Annotated in this window: 14 protein-coding genes; 4 read left to right on the top strand and 10 right to left on the bottom strand. The window is 54.3% G+C overall.

Features of this window, described 5'->3' with window-relative positions; genetic code table 11:
• Nucleotides 1–101 precede the first annotated feature (101 nt).
• The 7 genes from CSC3H3_RS08705 to CSC3H3_RS08675 form a co-directional block, all read right to left on the bottom strand.
• Nucleotides 102–1,274 (bottom strand): MFS transporter, encoded by a 1,173-nt coding sequence (locus CSC3H3_RS08705; protein ID WP_101284594.1) that lies wholly within the window; start codon nt 1,272–1,274, stop codon nt 102–104.
• Between the two features lie 47 nt (nt 1,275–1,321).
• A complete protein-coding gene (locus tag CSC3H3_RS08700) occupies nt 1,322–2,389 on the bottom strand; it encodes a GlxA family transcriptional regulator (RefSeq protein ID WP_101284593.1) in 1,068 nt (355 codons plus the stop codon).
• A gap of 169 nt (nt 2,390–2,558) precedes the next feature.
• On the bottom strand, nt 2,559–4,256 hold the full coding sequence (locus CSC3H3_RS08695; protein ID WP_101284592.1) for a hypothetical protein: 1,698 nt from the start codon (nt 4,254–4,256) through the stop codon (nt 2,559–2,561).
• A gap of 335 nt (nt 4,257–4,591) precedes the next feature.
• Nucleotides 4,592–5,218: a PqiC family protein gene (locus tag CSC3H3_RS08690; protein WP_101284591.1), complete on the bottom strand. Its 627-nt coding sequence runs from the start codon at nt 5,216–5,218 to the stop codon at nt 4,592–4,594.
• Between the two features lies 1 nt (nt 5,219).
• On the bottom strand, nt 5,220–6,899 hold the full coding sequence (locus CSC3H3_RS08685; protein WP_101266082.1) for a PqiB family protein: 1,680 nt from the start codon (nt 6,897–6,899) through the stop codon (nt 5,220–5,222).
• Complete coding sequence (locus CSC3H3_RS08680) at nt 6,896–8,164, bottom strand: paraquat-inducible protein A (protein ID WP_101284590.1); 1,269 nt, start codon at nt 8,162–8,164, stop codon at nt 6,896–6,898. The genes CSC3H3_RS08685 and CSC3H3_RS08680 overlap by 4 nt, the downstream gene beginning before the upstream one ends.
• Before the next feature lie 126 nt (nt 8,165–8,290).
• Nucleotides 8,291–9,217, bottom strand: a complete 927-nt coding sequence (locus tag CSC3H3_RS08675) for a LysR family transcriptional regulator ArgP (protein ID WP_101286166.1) — start codon at nt 9,215–9,217, stop codon at nt 8,291–8,293.
• 109 nt (nt 9,218–9,326) lie between these two features.
• Here CSC3H3_RS08675 and CSC3H3_RS08670 point away from each other — a divergent pair, with 109 nt between their 5' ends.
• Nucleotides 9,327–9,950 (top strand): LysE/ArgO family amino acid transporter, encoded by a 624-nt coding sequence (locus CSC3H3_RS08670; RefSeq protein ID WP_101266085.1) that lies wholly within the window; start codon nt 9,327–9,329, stop codon nt 9,948–9,950.
• Between the two features lie 57 nt (nt 9,951–10,007).
• Here the strand turns inward: CSC3H3_RS08670 and CSC3H3_RS08665 are convergent, their stop codons facing one another.
• On the bottom strand, nt 10,008–10,586 hold the full coding sequence (locus CSC3H3_RS08665; protein ID WP_101266234.1) for a thymidine kinase: 579 nt from the start codon (nt 10,584–10,586) through the stop codon (nt 10,008–10,010).
• Between the two features lie 242 nt (nt 10,587–10,828).
• Here CSC3H3_RS08665 and CSC3H3_RS08660 point away from each other — a divergent pair, with 242 nt between their 5' ends.
• Nucleotides 10,829–11,029, top strand: coding sequence for a heavy-metal-associated domain-containing protein (locus tag CSC3H3_RS08660; RefSeq protein WP_101266087.1), 201 nt, complete (start codon nt 10,829–10,831; stop codon nt 11,027–11,029).
• Between the two features lie 93 nt (nt 11,030–11,122).
• On the opposite strand, the gene CSC3H3_RS08655 is transcribed toward CSC3H3_RS08660, so the two are convergent.
• Nucleotides 11,123–12,325: an MFS transporter gene (locus CSC3H3_RS08655; protein ID WP_101284589.1), complete on the bottom strand. Its 1,203-nt coding sequence runs from the start codon at nt 12,323–12,325 to the stop codon at nt 11,123–11,125.
• A 324-nt stretch (nt 12,326–12,649) separates the two neighbouring features.
• Between CSC3H3_RS08655 and CSC3H3_RS08645 the strand changes: the two genes are divergently transcribed.
• Complete coding sequence (locus CSC3H3_RS08645; protein ID WP_101284587.1) at nt 12,650–13,399, top strand: AraC family transcriptional regulator; 750 nt, start codon at nt 12,650–12,652, stop codon at nt 13,397–13,399.
• Nucleotides 13,400–13,522: 123 nt separating this feature from the next.
• The gene (locus CSC3H3_RS08640) at nt 13,523–14,083 is read left to right on the top strand and encodes an NADPH-dependent FMN reductase (protein ID WP_157831867.1); all 561 of its coding nucleotides are present in this window, start codon (nt 13,523–13,525) and stop codon (nt 14,081–14,083) included.
• Between the two features lie 67 nt (nt 14,084–14,150).
• On the opposite strand, the gene gatB is transcribed toward CSC3H3_RS08640, so the two are convergent.
• Nucleotides 14,151–15,605 carry an Asp-tRNA(Asn)/Glu-tRNA(Gln) amidotransferase subunit GatB gene (gene gatB, locus CSC3H3_RS08635; protein WP_101266098.1) on the bottom strand — a complete coding sequence of 485 codons (1,455 nt, stop codon included), beginning with the start codon at nt 15,603–15,605 and terminating at the stop codon, nt 14,151–14,153.
• Nucleotides 15,606–15,608 lie beyond the last annotated feature (3 nt).

The raw sequence follows: 15,608 nt of genomic DNA, 5'->3' as shown, positions 1-15,608 counted from the left end.
CCCACAAAACTAACCCGCCGGACTATCCCCCGGCGGGCTTTTTGTATGCAGATTACAGGTTGGCACGGATCAACCCGGAACATTTCAAGCCAAACAGATCATCAGGATGTCACCCGAGCCGGGCGACCACACAGAACCAAAATCACCAGCCCCACCAAAACAGCAGGCATCAGGCCGATATTAACCGCATCCCAGCCGGCATTGACGATCAGCATCCCGGCGGCAAAGGATGCCGCAGCCCCCAAAAAGCCATTTGCAAGTTCCATCACGGCCTGGGCGTGGCCACGTTCGCTGGCATCATGCCCCTCGCCCAAAAGCGTTGTGCCTGCCAGCAGCATAAGATTCCAGCCCAGCCCCAGCAAAAGCGAGCTGATCAGGAAATGGGACTGATCAATACCGCCAAGGGCGACAATGCCACTTATCAACAAAATGACAGAACCAAATGTTGCGACCTTTTTCGCACCCAGCCGGTCAATCAATGGCCCGGCGACAAAGGCTGGCAGAAACATGCCAATAAAATGCCAGCGAATGACTTCGGATGACTGGATGATATCAAAGCCGCAAAATTTCATGGCAAGGGGCGTTGCCGTCATGATCAGCACCATAACACCCTGGCCTATGGCGCTGATGGCAACGGCAGCAAAAATTTTGGGCCGCAACAGCAATTCACGCATGATGGCACCGCCATTGGGCAATCGCGGCGGGATATCGCCCGGCTTCACCCTGGCCAACAACACAATTGCCAGAACCGACATCGTCACCATCACCAGATAGGCCCCAAGAAACGGGATCACCAGCGCATCACGCGCCCACACGGCCAATTCCGGGGCAACAAGCGCGGCAAGCACACCCCCGCCGGTTACATAGGCCGCAGCACGCCCTTTATGATGGCTTTCAACAGCCTCCAGCGCGACATAGCGATAATACCGCGCCGATGCCTGATAAATGCCAATCGGCACAGCACCAATGCAAAACACGGTGAAACTGCCCATCCACACCCCGGCAGATGCCACCAGCGCGCCGATTACCCCGCAAAGGGCCCCGGCCATTAACCCTGCGCGCCGCCCATGGCGTTGCATATAAATTGAAATGGGTTGAACCCCACCCAGATTACCCAGCACCAGCAACCCCAAAGGCAGCGTTGCCAGCCCCGCATAAGGGGCCAGTTGAACCCCGACCAGTGATGTCAGGGTAATGCCGACCATCGAGCATACCCAATAAAGCGCCTGGGCGATAAACAGCAGGCGCACCTGTCCATTTGTCAGTAACAGCATGTTGCCAACTTTCGTGTCAGATGAATTGATTTACGTAAAAAATGAAATCAGCCGGTTGGGACAGATGCACCGGCAAACAGGGTTGCGCCAAACCTTTCCGCATAATCCTGCGGGCTGATGGATAAATGCCGGTGAAAGGCGCGGCGCATGGTTTCGGGATGACCAAAACCACACAGGCGCGCCACCCGGTTAATGGTGATATCGCCGCCCTGCAACAGGCCACGCGCCGCCTCGACACGCATACGTTCCACATAGCGCGCGGGTGACAGCCCCAGATCACGGGTGAAAACACGCGAAAAAGTCCGGGGGGACATACCGGCGCGTTCGGCCATGGCTTCTAGCGACAGATCAGCCTGCAAATTGGCCGGCAGCCATTCCAGCAATTCCGCCAGTTTGGCGGATGCTCCGATGGCTGGCGTCAGATAGGCGCTAAACTGTGCCTGCCCGCCCGGGCGTTTTAAAAACATCACCAGCCGACGCGCCACAGCTAGCGCCAGGGCACGGCCAAAATCATCCTCCAGCAAGGCAAGGGCAAGGTCGATGCCCGCCGTCACACCGGCTGATGTGAAAATATGCCCATCCCCATCCAGGCCGGTCGGGTCATAGGTATGCAGGCGGTTTTCAACCAGCCCGATCATGGGGTAGCTCGTCCGCATTTCATCGCAGCGCGACCAGTGCGTGGTTGCCAGCCGACCATCCAAAAGCCCCGCTGCCGCCAGCAATAATGCGCCGGAACAAACAGAACCCAACCGGCCACATGCGCCAGCAGCGGCTTCAAACCATGCCAGAATGCCCGCATCACGGCATACAACGTCAATCCCCTCGCCGCCCGGAACAAGGATGGTATCGATGCCGGCAGGGTTAATATCTGCCCTTGCCATATCGGCATGCAGCCTGATCCCCGCCGATGTCTGAACCGGGCCTGCCTTTTCGGCAAACACAACAATGTCATAGGCAGGCTGGTTACCCTGGCGCACCAATTCGGTATTGGCCGAGGCAAAAACCTGAAGCGGGCCGGTGATATCCAGGCTCATCACGCCGTCAAAGGCATAACAGGCGATGGTGCGTTTTTGTGAATGCGGGTTCTGGCGTGCGGGTGCTGACTTACGGGTCATTGCGGCCTCCTGGCGACTGGATAGCAGTTTGCCCAAAAGGCATGCTGGCAACAATGACAAAGACCCCACCGATCTTGCCAAACAGGTGGCAAAATATTCGGGCAAAGAAAAACGCCCGCGGAAGGTTCCGGGGCGTTTTTCCTGAAAGCTCAATTTAAATCGCGCGCGATTAAAATCCGCTTCGCTGCAACAGGGCGTAAAAATCGCGCAGCGTTCCTTCTTTTTCGCTGTTTTCCTGCAAATCATCGACCAGGCGTTCGGTGAAATTGGGCTGGCGCAAATAACCAACCACCCTTTTTCGCGCCATGGTCGCCGATTTCCCCTCGATCAACACACCGCTGGAACAGAATTTGACCAGCATATAGGCGCGCTGGCGCAAGTGAAGGTCGGGGTTATCGATCCGTTCAATCACCTTTTCGCGGGTCAGATAGTCGGCAAGGCCGCTATCAAGCTTTTCGCTGAGGTGATGTTTCAGCTCTTCGACAAAATTGGACTGAACAACCTTTTCATGCATGCGCGTGACCATGGCCATTTTTTCGCGCGGTTTGGCTTCGGGGCCACAAAACGCCCGAAGACCCCGCATATCGGCAACGGTTTTGCGCGTCAGTTCCATCAATTCACTGCCAATATCGGCAGAACGTTCGTTTTTCGTTACCTCGGACAAAAACGCCAACCGGCGCCAGCCCGGTGCCAGGCAACCAACGATTTCTTCGACCCCCTCGCCAAAGGCACGGCTGCCGCCCACATTGCGCACGCGCGCACCGCGTTCGACCAGTGCTTCGACCATGGGCTGACCAAATACAACACCATCCGCATTCAATAGACGGTCCAGAACTTGCACAAGCTGGTCGGCATCATCTTCATGGCGGGAAAACGAATTCGGACTTTTAAGTTCGCGCGCGACATAATCAAACAGCACAAATTGCGATTTCGGCAAAAGGCCCGCGGCAAATAACGGGTTTAACAGGTCCAGCACATCCTGTGCGGCCCCACGATTACCCTTTGCCTTGCCCAGCGCCAGATCGATATGAAGCAATACCGCATCGCCAAAGCTGCGCGATGGCCCCAAAAGGTCTTTAAGGGCGACGGGTGAACCCAGAATATCGGCCACCACATCATCGACCATGGCACGCGCGCCATCGTCTTTGGGGTCGCCTTTTACCTTCAGGGCAAAGTCCAGCTTGCCAATCCAGCTGCGGGATGATGAAAGCTCGCGCGTCAGCGCAACCATCGTCAGAAAATCGGTATCTTCGGCCAGACGAAGGCTTTGAATTTCGCGGCGCACCTCGGCGATGGTGGCGTCTTCAAACTGCGGTAAATCGTATTTTTCCACCTGGCGCGCACGGGCAGCCAGCGTGTCAATCGCACGGTGCAGCTTGTTGGAGGCCTCGATATGGTTGCCTTCGGTCGTGCGCGAATGAATCGTCGCAACCCGGTCAACCGCACTGGGCAGCAATGTATCGTGATACATCAGCTTGCGCATATTTTTGAAGTTATACATGACCTCGGTCGGGGTCAGTACTTCCTGTTCAAAATATTTGCGCAACAGCCGATTGATGGTCGAACGGCTTTCAACACCAAGCAAATCGTCGTCGGTTTCACATAACGCCGCATCCTCGATCGGGGTTACCCGGACCGGATCATTGTCGGCTTCGCCAAGCCCTTCTTTTTCCAGAAGAACTTTTTCGATGTGGCGCCCATCCTCGCGTTCCCAATCCCGAACAACGCGAACGGCAGCAACCTTGCCCCGCAAAACATTTTCTGCTTCGCTGGTGGCTTCTTTCTCAGTGTTATAAGTGGCGTGAATGATCCATCGATCCCCACGCCTGACACGTACTTCGTACGTATAGGCTGTCGTCACCGGCATTATGCAAACTGGCTCCCCAAAACTACCTGTATCGGCGGATAACCGCGGAAAGCTGCAGCTGCATGTCCCAAAATGAGGATATTTTTCCTCTTACTTTCAGGATAAAGGATAGTATGCCCAAAAACAATAGACTGACTGGAACGGTTCAATACAAAAATGCCGCCATATATTGCGCTGGCGGCATTGAATTATTCTAAGCTGTTCTGAATGCACGGATTTTTGACATCTCGCCAAACCATACAATCCGGCCAAATTCACACCCGGAATTTCAACCATTGCGCCAACCCACCCCAATCTTGAGCATAGGTTGGCACAGACTCTTGTTTTTCAGGTCTTCACTGGGTGAAGGCGGTTGAAATATCGTCGGCGAACTGCCCCCAAAGCTGGCTCATCGCGGCAACAATGGCCGCACTGTCACCCGATGCCGGTTTGATGCGCTGATCGAAATGATTGGACAGCACGATTTCGCCACTGGACACATCAACAATTTTCCATTGCGCATTCAGGCGCACGGTCCGGTCTGGCTGGGCTTCAAAATTGCTGACATCAACGGCGATCTGCCAGTTTACCCCGTCACGGCTGTTCCAGGGAAAGGCCTCCATGCGTTTGGGGGATAAACGGTCCTGCAAATCCTGCATCAGGACACGGCGTGCCGTTTCCTCCAGCGGTTCGGCCCATTTATCGTTTTCACGCAGGTAAAGTTCGTTCTGGCCGGTGCGCAAAACCAGTTGCGCGCGATCCAGATGGGACGGAAATTCAACTGGCCCTACCCCCAGCACGGCCTTGACCACACCGGATTGAATGGTGTGTTTAGGTGCCACAGGCGAAAGTACGAAATACCGCCCGCTTTGCGGCACCGTGCAGGCTGCCAGCAGCACCGCCATCCCGGCCAGAACCCCCATTTGAAAATGGCGTTTCAGCTTGCCACAACCCTGTTTTTGCCGGTCAGATGCAAAAGTCATTTTATTCCTCCTGATTTCCGGATTTGCCCAGGATCAGGGCGTTGGGGTTCTGTTCGAGATAATCGGTCAATGTACGGACAGAACGCGCAGCAGACGAAATTTCCTTAAGCGATTCCTCAAGGTTATATCGAACCGGCGAATTGGGTGCTGTCATGTCGCGAAGATCGGTCATGGTCTTGCGCGCTTCATCCAGGGCTTCTTCCGTTGCCGGCAGAACGCTGCTATCGAGATGCGAAACAAGCTGGTTGATGCCATTGCTGGCTTCCTGAATGCTTTGCATGCTTTTCTTAAGCTCTGGCGAGGTCACAAGGTCTTCCATTCCCTCAACCGTGCCCAAAACCCGGATGCCGATTTGTTCAATCGGAATGGTTTCCACCTTCGCCAGCAGCGATTGCAGGGAATCCGTGATTTCATCGATCTGGTTGGGCAATGTCGGCAGTTCCTGGACATTGCCTTTGCCATCGCCAAGATAGCGCGCGGGTGCCAGCGGATACATATCCATATCCACATAAAGCTGGCCAGTCAGGAAGCTGCTGGTTTTAAGGCGTGCGCGCAGGCCATGTTCGATCAACTGATCAATGACTTCCTTGTATTCGGCCGCACTTTGGGGTTTATCGCCCACCGTCTGAATACGTTCCGGTTCCACCGTGATTTGAACTGGCGCGCGGAACATGCCCTTGTCACGCAGATATTCCAGATTGACGCTATCGACCGTACCAATGCGAATACCGCGAAATTCAACCGGCGCATCGGCCGACAGGCCACGAATGGAGCCATCAAAATACAGCATGAATTTCTGGGTAAAGCCCTGCACCAGGCTTTCGGCCTGTTTGCGGTTTTTATAAAGCGTGAACACCGTGTTGGATTTGGCTGGTGATGCACCTTCATTGCCCGGTGGCGTCATGAAATTGATGCCGCCCTGAATGACCGAACGGATCGATTGCGCCCGCACCGAAACACCCTGTGCACTCAGATCAACGCTAACCCCACTGGAATCCCAGAAGCGGCTGTCATTGGTTACCAGCTTGTCATAGGGGGCCTTGATATAAATCGGGATTGATACCTTTTTTGCCGCCGCATCAAGCGAAGTATCAAGCACCTCGCCCACTGAAACGCCATGCAACAAAATGGGTGCACCTGAATTGATTGATCCCAGTTCATCGGCGGTTAAAACAAAACGCGTACCTTCGCTGCCATCGGCCACAAATTGCGGTTCTTCCGAACCGACAAACTCAGTAGTGGCTTCGCCATCCTCGTTGGGAACGATTTCGATATAGGCGCCCGTCACAATGGTTTCGAGGCCGGAAATCCCGCGTGAGGAAACACGCGGCCGCACCACCCAGAATTTGGTTTTATCCGTCAGGTATTTTTCAACATCCGAATTCATCTGCAGGGTCAGCACGACCTTGCTGAAATCATCCGATAGCGCGATTTTCTTGACCGTTCCGACATCAACATCGCGATAACGCACAGCCGTTTTACCCTGGGTCAGCCCCTCGGCCGACTGAAAGGTGACGGTAATTTCAGGGCCCTTGGACGAAACCTCGCGCCACAGCAGCCAGCCACCAATAATGACGGCAACCAGCGGCACCAGCCAGATCAGCGACAGGTTTTGCAGGCCGCGCCGGACCTCCGGCTTTTGCGGCTCTGGCGGCACACTGTTCTGGTTGTCATCGCTCATGATGGCGTCCCCTGCTGCATTTTCATAATCGCGCGATCCCAGATAAGGCGCGGATCAAACGCCATTGCCGAAAGCATCGTCAAAATAACCACGGCGCAAAATGCCACCGCCCCAAACCCCGGCACAACGGTAGCAATATTCCCGAGTTTTACCAAGGCTGCCAAAATCGACACCATAAACACATCAATCATCGACCAGCGCCCGATCAGTTCGGTGATGCGGTAAATCCGGGTGCGCTGGCGCAACGGCCCGGCAAAACCCATGCCCGCGGCAATATAAACCCAGGCCAGCACCACCAGCTTGAAAACCGGCACAACAATGCTGGCGCAAAAAACAACCATGGCAATCGGCCATTCCCCGGCGTCTATCAGGGCGCTGACACCTGACAGGATGGTATCGGCCTCGGTATTGCCAAGCATGGTGACGCTCATGATCGGAAAGACATTGGCGGGAATGTAAAACACCGCCGCACTGATCAAAAATGCCCAGGCCCGCGACAGGCTGCGCGGTTTGCGATGATGCACCGCCGCCCCGCAACACGGGCATTTGGCATGCGGGTCATGGGCGGCATCCCCTGTAAGGACATAGGCGCAAACCTCGCAGGTTGCCCAGCGGCCACCGGCTTGCCCGGTGGCGATATCATCTGTCGTCGGGTATTTCAGGCCAGCGGGTGCCAGTTTGCGCCATACTTCGCGCGGGTCAAGCTGCGCGCTCATCAGCAATGAAGTCGGGATCAGGATGCAAACGGCATAAAAGGCCGGACCGGCAATCACGTCGGCAAAATCATTCAGCTTGGTCAATGCCACCAGCAGGCCGATCAAAAACACGTCGAGCATCGACCAGGGCCGCGCCACCGCCAGAATGCGCCAGACCTTGCGAATAGCAGGAAAATTGAACCCGAAACGCAATGGCAGCAGCACATAGATATAGGCCATGATCAGCAATAACGGGGCAATGATCGATGTCAGCCCGACCATGAAGGCCAGGAACATGAAACCTTCGTTCCAAAAGGTTAAAACACCCGATGCCAGCGTGTTGCTTTCGCTGCGGCCTTCCATGCTAAAGCGCAAAATGGGAAATGCATTGGCCAGGACAAACAGCATAAGTGCGGTAAAGGCAAAGGCCAGCGACCGTTCGATGCTGTTATTCTGGCTTTGATATAATGGCGAGCCACAGCGCGCACACCGTGCCACATGTCCCGGCGGGATTTCCTCTTCGGTATGGAGGTAATCACAATGATCACAGGCAATCAGCCGGTGCGACATGTATGAAATTCTCGCTGCTGTAATAAAAACGGATGATCGTCTTTCACGACGACCCAAAGTAAGAAGCAATTTTGCCCTTCTGTCAAACGGTGTCCGTGGCGGTTGGTTCCCGTCAAGGTGATCAGTTTATTGGTGTTTTTCAGGATGATGGGCCTGTTTTACCAACGGACGCAAAAAACGGCGTGCTTCCTCGCAAACAATATCGTTCACCCGCGACAGCAGCCGGCTTTCCATATTCCAGTGATGCCAGAATAACGGCCTTTCAATGACATGGGGACATGGTTGCACCAACCGCCCTGCCACAAGCCCGGCTTCTGCCTGGTGTTCTTCAACCACGGCATAGGCAACACCCTGTTCGGCCATAGTCACAAAACCTTGTGAACTGGGCATGGTATGGGCGGGGAATTCGCCGGGATTAAGGCCGAAAAACCGGTAGAAAAACTGGTTTTGCAATTCGTCATGTTCGGAAAAATTCACCGCGGGGCACGCCCGCAGGGCATCAGCCGTTACCCCGTCGGGGAAAAACCGCGCGGCAAATTCGGGCGATACCACCATGATATAACGCATGGTGCCAAGCGTACGAACCTTACAGCCCTGCACCGGAATATCGCGTGTGCCAACCGCCCCCAAAACCCGCCCGCTTTGCAAAAGATTGTGCGTTAAAACTTCATCCTCTACCTTAAGGTCAGACAGCAGGTTTAATTCGTTAAACAGTTTTTTGGGGACATCCTGAAACCAGGTTGCCAGGCTGTCGGCGTTCACCGCCAGCGCGATATGCCCATAGCCGCCGCCTTCAACCACGTCGGGCACATCGTCGCGCAATTCCTGTTCAAGCAAATGCACACGTTGATAATGCTGCAACAAACGTTCACCCGGCTGGGTTGGCGCAATCGGTTTGGTCCGCATGATCAGCGGCTGTCCAATGCGGTCTTCCAGCAGTTTGACCCGCTGCGATACGGCCGACTGTGTCAGGCCGAGGGCGCGTGCCGCCTTTTCAAAGCTGCCATGGCGGATGACCTCGGCGCAGGCTTCGAGCAATTTGTAATCGATCATTTTGTGCATCATTTTTGCTAATGAAGCATCAGTATAATTCGATTTTCTTATTTTAGAAACTTGATATCACTGCGCCAGACAAACCCATTCAAGACAGCGGATGACACACATGCTTCTAACCTACGCAACCGGACTGGGCCTTGGCGCAGGGACCATCATTGCCATTGGCGCACAAAATGCGTTTGTCCTGACGCAGGGGCTGCGCCGTAATTACCCAGCACTGGTTGCCCTGGTCTGTGCCATTTGTGATGCATTGCTGATTACCGCCGGGGTTGCCGGACTTGGCACCATCGTTTCCACCTACCCGTTGCTGACCAAAATTGCCGCATGGGGTGGCGGCGGCTTTTTGATCTGGTATGGCTGGTCGGCTTTCATGCGTGTATTCCAGGATGAAAAACTGTCGCAAAGCAGCGATACCAGCAAAGGCTGGCGCGCGATCCTGTCAACGACACTTGCGGTAACCCTTTTGAACCCGCATGTCTATCTTGATACCGTTGTGGTGTTGGGTGGCATTGGCGGGCAGTATCCCGCCGATGAAAGGCTTGCCTTTGCCCTGGGTGCCATGAGCGCAAGTTTCATCTGGTTTTTTGGCATCGCCCTGGGTGCTGCCTGGCTGGCCCCCTATATTGCGCGGCCCATCACCTGGAAAATCATTGATGCCATCACCGCAGGCGTGATGTGGCTGGTCGCCTGGCACCTGCTGGCACCGGAAATTACCGCACTGATCGGATAAGGGTGCCGTTTGCATGTTATGGGGCGAGATTATCGCCCCATAATTAGCATCATGGACTTATCTTCCCATGGCATCCTTGAAATGCTTGCGGCACACCGAAACGTAGCGGTCATTGCCGCCAATTTCGACCTGCGCACCTTCGCGAACCGGCACTCCGTTTTCATCAATACGGATCACCATGCCCGCCTTGCTGCCGCAATGGCAGATGGTTTTAAGTTCGTTCAGCTTGTCCGCCCAGGCCAGCAGCCATTTTGATCCTTCAAAAAGCTCGCCCTGAAAATCGGTACGAATGCCATAACACAGCACCGGAACCGATAATTTATCGGCCACGTCAGAAAGCTGCCAAACCTGGTCTTTGGTCAGAAACTGGGCTTCATCAACCAAAAGACAATCGATATTGCGTGTGCCCAGTTCCTGTTTCACGAGCGCGAACAGGTCGGTTTCATTTTCAAACAGGGTGGCCGGTGCCTCAAGCCCGATGCGCGAGGCGATTTTGCCAGCACCAAAACGGTCATCAAGGGCAGCGGTTAACAGCATGGTTTGCATACCGCGTTCAATATAGTTGAAGCTGGACTGCAACAAGGTCGTCGATTTACCGGCATTCATCGACGAATAATAAAAAAACAGCTTGGCCATGCATTCCCCCTGCCCGTATCTGCATGCGACATAGCCGATAACAATGGCACGATCAAGCATCGCCTGCCGCAATCATCGCCGCCCCCTGCCCTGTTGCGCACATCGACAAACATGCCACCTATGGTGCAGCGGAATGGGTGTTACAAAGTTCTCGACACCTTAGGGTATAGAATAAAAACGGCTTGACCTTCCATCCACTGGAAGGTGCAAGATACCCCCAATCACATGAATGGAGAATTGCCATGCTGAAACTGAAAGTCGAAGAAATGAGCTGCGGCCACTGCGTCAAGGCTGTTACCGAAGCCGCCAGCAGCGTCAATGATGTTGAAAAGGTCGAAATTGACCTTGCTGGCGGGCTGGTAACCGTTTCGGGCAACGCCGATAGTGCCGCCGTTATTGCCGCCATTAGCGAAGCCGGTTACCCGGCACAGCAGGTTGGCTGATTAAGCCACACTTGCCCGCCTGAAACACCAAAGGCCGCCCGGTGCATTCGGGCGGCCTTTGTTCTATGCGGTGATTTGTCTGCGCAGCAGGAACTACGCGTGCTCGCGTTCAATGTCGGGCAGGAACGCTGCCAAAAATCCGATCGCCGGGAAAAAGGCACATAATTGATAGACAAAATAGATGCTTGTCCAATCGGCAAGAACGCCAAGCAATGCTGCCGCAATGCCACCCATGCCAAATGCCAGCCCGAAAAACAGCCCGGAAATCATGCCAACACGCCCTGGCACCAGTTCCTGCGCATAAACGACAATGGCCGAAAATGCCGATGAAATCACAAAGCCGATAATGACACTCAGAACAATGGTTGCGGTCAAACCGACATAGGGCAAAAACAGTGCGAATGGCAAAGTACCGGCAATTGAGCCCCAAATCACTTTCTTGCGGCCAAAACGGTCCCCAATTGGTCCACCAATAAGGGTGCCTCCGGCAACGGCTGCCAGAAACACAAACAGATAAATCTGTGATTGCGCCTCAGGCAGGGTAAAACGGTCCATCAGGTAAAACACATAATAACTGGTGAAACTTGCCAGATAGAACCATTTTGACAGCATCAGGCAAAACAGTACCGTTAATGCGCGTGAAACCTGCGCCCGATTTAGGTGTGCATGCACTACGGGTGCCTTGCGTGCAGGCGGTTTGGCATGGCCCTGCGCCTTATACCAGTTTCCAAGCCCGGCCAAAATCACCATACCGGCAAGTGCGATACCGGCAAACCAGGCCAGGCTTTTTTGCCCGTTTGGCAAAATGATAAAGGCAACCAGCAGCGGCCCGATGGCCGAACCAACATTGCCACCAACCTGAAAAATCGACTGCGCCAAACCATGTGCCCCGCCCGATGCCAGGCGTGCCAGACGCGACGATTCCGGATGAAAAATCGATGACCCCATCCCCAAAAGAGCACTTCCGCACAGCAACATGACAAAGTTGCTGGCATAGGCCAGAACCAGAAGGCCCAACAGCGAAACACCCATGCCAAATGACAGCGAATAGGGTTTCGGGTTGCGGTCGGTATAGCTGCCAACAAGGGGCTGCAACACAGATGCCGTTACCTGATAGGTCAGGGTTAGAAAACCAAGCTGCGCATATCCAAGGTCAAATCCGCCCTTGAAAATGGGGTAAGCCGCGGTAAATAGCGACTGAATCATGTCATTTAGCAAATGACAGAAGCTTGCTGCCCCCAATACCGGAAATACCGTTTTATATGTTCGTCTTTGCGCAATCGTGGCGTTACTCATTTCTTGGCCCTGTTACGTCGTTATGGCGGAATTGCCGTTGCGTCTGGTTCTCATTCTAAAATGCTCGACAGCGGCCCACCACCACGATAGGGTCATTCACTTACGCTACTGGGCCAAAATTCCGATCAATGCAAAAACGGCCCATACAAACCCCGCCGAAACCACCAGAAACCAGCCAAAACCGAACCCAGGGAACTGCCAATATGCACGCGGCACACAATCAAAATTTTTGGCGGCATCCCGACACACGGATTTGTGACGCGGATAAACGCCGACTTGCTGCATCCCGGTACCGCAACCATTTCAGCAAAGGCTTGATCTGAAATGTCGTCATTTCCCGATGTTGATCGCCCGGTCATCGGGCTGGGGATGGTTTATGAAGATGGCGAAGTCATTCCGCCGCATGACCATGACCGCGACCAGCTTTTATATGGCATGACGGGCGTGGTCATTGCCTCAAGCGAACAGGGCGTATGGTTGATGCCACCCCAGCGTGGCATGTGGATACCCGCCGGGATCGTTCACGAGGTTCGCATGATTGGCAAAGTCATCATGCGCAGCCTTTACCTTAGCCCGGATGAAAGCCGCGGCATGCCAGACCAGTGCCAGGTTGTGGGTATTTCGCCCCTGATGCGAAGCCTGCTTTCCGAGGCAGTCAGCATCGCCCCGGAATATGATGTCAATGGCCGCGATGGCGCGCTAATGGCGCTGATCGAACATGAAATTCGCAATATGCCCGCCATTCCGCTTTCGTTGCCCCTTCCCCTGCACAAGGCATTATCGCGCCGGTGCCATGCCTTTATCCGCACGCCCAGCGCGCATGATACCATTGAGAACTGGTGCAATGACCTGGGTATGAGCAGACGCAGCTTCACCCGCCTGTTTCGCATGGAAACCGGGCTTAGCTTTGTTGAATGGCGCCAGCAGGCCTGCACCATGGCCGCCCTGCCCCGCCTTGCCGCTGGTGAAGCCGTCACCACCATCGCGCTTGATCTTGGCTATGATAACCCTGCGGCCTTTACCAGTATGTTCAAACGCATATTGGGTGCCTCGCCACGTGATTACCGTCAATAATATTGATCATTCCCGTCATTGGCGGGGCTTATGATCGCGTGCTAGTTTATGGCTGACACCAACAAAAGCGGCTATGCGGCTTTCACGTTCCTGTTTCGGTCGTACATCACAAAGTGGGGAAAAATGCCTGCATCACATGCCCATGTGCTGGCCATTTGCGGTAGCCTGCGTGCCGCCTCGATCAACCGGACACTCTTGCTGGCAGCGCAAAAAATCGCCCCGGAAGCAGGCCTTGAAATCACACTTTGTGAAGGCTTGGGCACCCTGCCCATCTTCAACCCCGATGATGAAGGCAACGAACCACAAAGTGTTCTGGATTTCAAAAACCAGCTTCGCCAGGCCGATGGTGTTCTGATCGCCAGCCCCGAATATGCCCACGGCGTAACCGGGGCGATTAAAAATGCATTGGACTGGACGGTTGCCAGCGGTGAATTCATGTCGGTGCCGGTTGTCGCCTTGAACGCATCGGGGCGTGCCACCATCGCCCAGGCCGCATTGATTGAAACCATCGGTACCATGGATGCGACCATCCTGCATGATGCCTGCCTGACAATTGCCCTTAATGGCAAAAACTATGCCCCGGACGATATCCTGGCCGATGAAAGCACCCGTGCGCCGTTACTGCGGGCCTTAACCATGCTGGCTGCTGCCATCGCCCAAAAACAGGACGAAAACGCCGCCTGAAAACACAAAAGCCGCCCTTCAAAATTGAAGAGCGGCTTTTGCAGCAAATATCAAACTAATCGGGCGATCAGCCCATGATCTTGTCGCGCAGCATCTGGTTGACCATGCCCGGGTTGGCTTTACCACCCGTTGATTTCATCACCTGACCAACAAACCAGCCCAGCATGCGGTCCTTACCAGCGCGGATTTCCTCAACCTTGTCCGGGTTGGCTGCAATGACTTCGTCAATGGCAGCTTCAATCGCACCGGTATCGGTGATCTGCTTAAGACCTTTTTCCTCGACGATCTTTTCAGGGTCGCCGCCAGTCTCGATCATGATCTCGAAAACGTCTTTGGCGATACGGCCAGAAATGGTGTCATCACCAATCAGGCCAATCAGTTTACCAAGGTTTTCGGCCGAAACCGGGCTTTCTGAAACATCAACGCCCAGCTTGTTCAGCGCGCCAAACAGGTTGGTGATCACCCAGTTTGCCGCCATTTTGCCATCACGGCCCTTGGCGACATTTTCGTAATATTCCGCCTTTTCCTGTTCTGCGACGAGAACACCCGCGTCATAGGCCGACAGGCCATATTCACGCATGAAACGGGCTTTCTTTTCGTCAGGCAGTTCCGGCAGGGTTTTTTCGATTTCGGCCACAAAGGCATCATCAAAAACCAGCGGCAATAGGTCCGGGTCCGGGAAATAGCGATAGTCATGTGCCATTTCCTTGGAACGCATGGAACGCGTTTCACCCAGCTTCGGGTCAAACAGGCGGGTTTCCTGCAAAATTTCGCCACCACCTTCGATCACTTCGATCTGGCGCATGGCTTCAATTTCGATCGCCTGCATCACGAAGCGGATGGAGTTGACGTTCTTGATTTCGCAACGTGTGCCAAATTCCGCACCGGCCTTACGAACCGAAACGTTGGCATCGCAACGCATCGAACCTTCGTTCATGTTGCCATCACAGGTGCCAAGATAACGCACAATCGCACGCAGCTTGGTCAGATAGGCACCAGCTTCTTCCGGCGAACGGATATCGGGCTTGGAAACAATTTCCATCAGCGCCACACCCGAACGGTTCAGGTCGATATGCGAATATTTCGGGTCCTGGTCATGCATCGACTTGCCGGCATCCTGTTCAAGATGCAGACGTTCGATGCCAACGGCCTTGGTCGAACCATCGGGCATATCAAGAATGATCGTGCCTTCGCCAACAATCGGCTTATCAAACTGCGAAATCTGATAGCCCTGCGGCAGGTCAGCGTAAAAATAGTTCTTACGCGAAAAGACGCTTTCATTGTTGATCTTTGCCTTCAGGCCCAAACCGGTTTTAACCGCCTGGCGCACGCATTCGGCATTGATCACCGGCAGCATGCCGGGCATGGCCGCATCAACAAGGCTGACATTGGTGTTCGGATCACTGCCGAACGAGGCAGAAGCCCCCGAAAACAGCTTGGACTTCGAGATGACCTGGCAGTGAACTTCCAGACCAACAACAATTTCCCAAGGACCTGTTGAACCTTCAAGAATATAGGTCATGGA

Origin of the sequence: Thalassospira marina (genome assembly GCF_002844375.1) — a bacterium.
Taxonomy (GTDB): domain Bacteria; phylum Pseudomonadota; class Alphaproteobacteria; order Rhodospirillales; family Thalassospiraceae; genus Thalassospira; species Thalassospira marina.
Note: the sequence above shows the minus strand (reverse complement) of the source record. Positions and strands in the feature narration are given on the sequence as shown.

What these genes read in the sequence shown, in the direction of transcription:
- CSC3H3_RS08705 (WP_101284594.1), bottom strand. Translation starts at nt 1,274, where the DNA reads ATGCTGTTACTGACAAATGGACAGGTGCGCCTGCTGTTTATCGCCCAG.
- CSC3H3_RS08700 (WP_101284593.1), bottom strand. Translation starts at nt 2,389, where the DNA reads ATGACCCGTAAGTCAGCACCCGCACGCCAGAACCCGCATTCACAAAAA.
- CSC3H3_RS08695 (WP_101284592.1), bottom strand. Translation starts at nt 4,256, where the DNA reads ATGCCGGTGACGACAGCCTATACGTACGAAGTACGTGTCAGGCGTGGG.
- CSC3H3_RS08690 (WP_101284591.1), bottom strand. Translation starts at nt 5,218, where the DNA reads ATGACTTTTGCATCTGACCGGCAAAAACAGGGTTGTGGCAAGCTGAAA.
- CSC3H3_RS08685 (WP_101266082.1), bottom strand. Translation starts at nt 6,899, where the DNA reads ATGAGCGATGACAACCAGAACAGTGTGCCGCCAGAGCCGCAAAAGCCG.
- CSC3H3_RS08680 (WP_101284590.1), bottom strand. Translation starts at nt 8,164, where the DNA reads ATGTCGCACCGGCTGATTGCCTGTGATCATTGTGATTACCTCCATACC.
- CSC3H3_RS08675 (WP_101286166.1), bottom strand. Translation starts at nt 9,217, where the DNA reads ATGATCGATTACAAATTGCTCGAAGCCTGCGCCGAGGTCATCCGCCAT.
- CSC3H3_RS08670 (WP_101266085.1), top strand. Translation starts at nt 9,327, where the DNA reads ATGCTTCTAACCTACGCAACCGGACTGGGCCTTGGCGCAGGGACCATC.
- CSC3H3_RS08665 (WP_101266234.1), bottom strand. Translation starts at nt 10,586, where the DNA reads ATGGCCAAGCTGTTTTTTTATTATTCGTCGATGAATGCCGGTAAATCG.
- CSC3H3_RS08660 (WP_101266087.1), top strand. Translation starts at nt 10,829, where the DNA reads ATGCTGAAACTGAAAGTCGAAGAAATGAGCTGCGGCCACTGCGTCAAG.
- CSC3H3_RS08655 (WP_101284589.1), bottom strand. Translation starts at nt 12,325, where the DNA reads ATGAGTAACGCCACGATTGCGCAAAGACGAACATATAAAACGGTATTT.
- CSC3H3_RS08645 (WP_101284587.1), top strand. Translation starts at nt 12,650, where the DNA reads ATGTCGTCATTTCCCGATGTTGATCGCCCGGTCATCGGGCTGGGGATG.
- CSC3H3_RS08640 (WP_157831867.1), top strand. Translation starts at nt 13,523, where the DNA reads ATGCCTGCATCACATGCCCATGTGCTGGCCATTTGCGGTAGCCTGCGT.
- gatB (WP_101266098.1), bottom strand. Translation starts at nt 15,605, where the DNA reads ATGACCTATATTCTTGAAGGTTCAACAGGTCCTTGGGAAATTGTTGTT.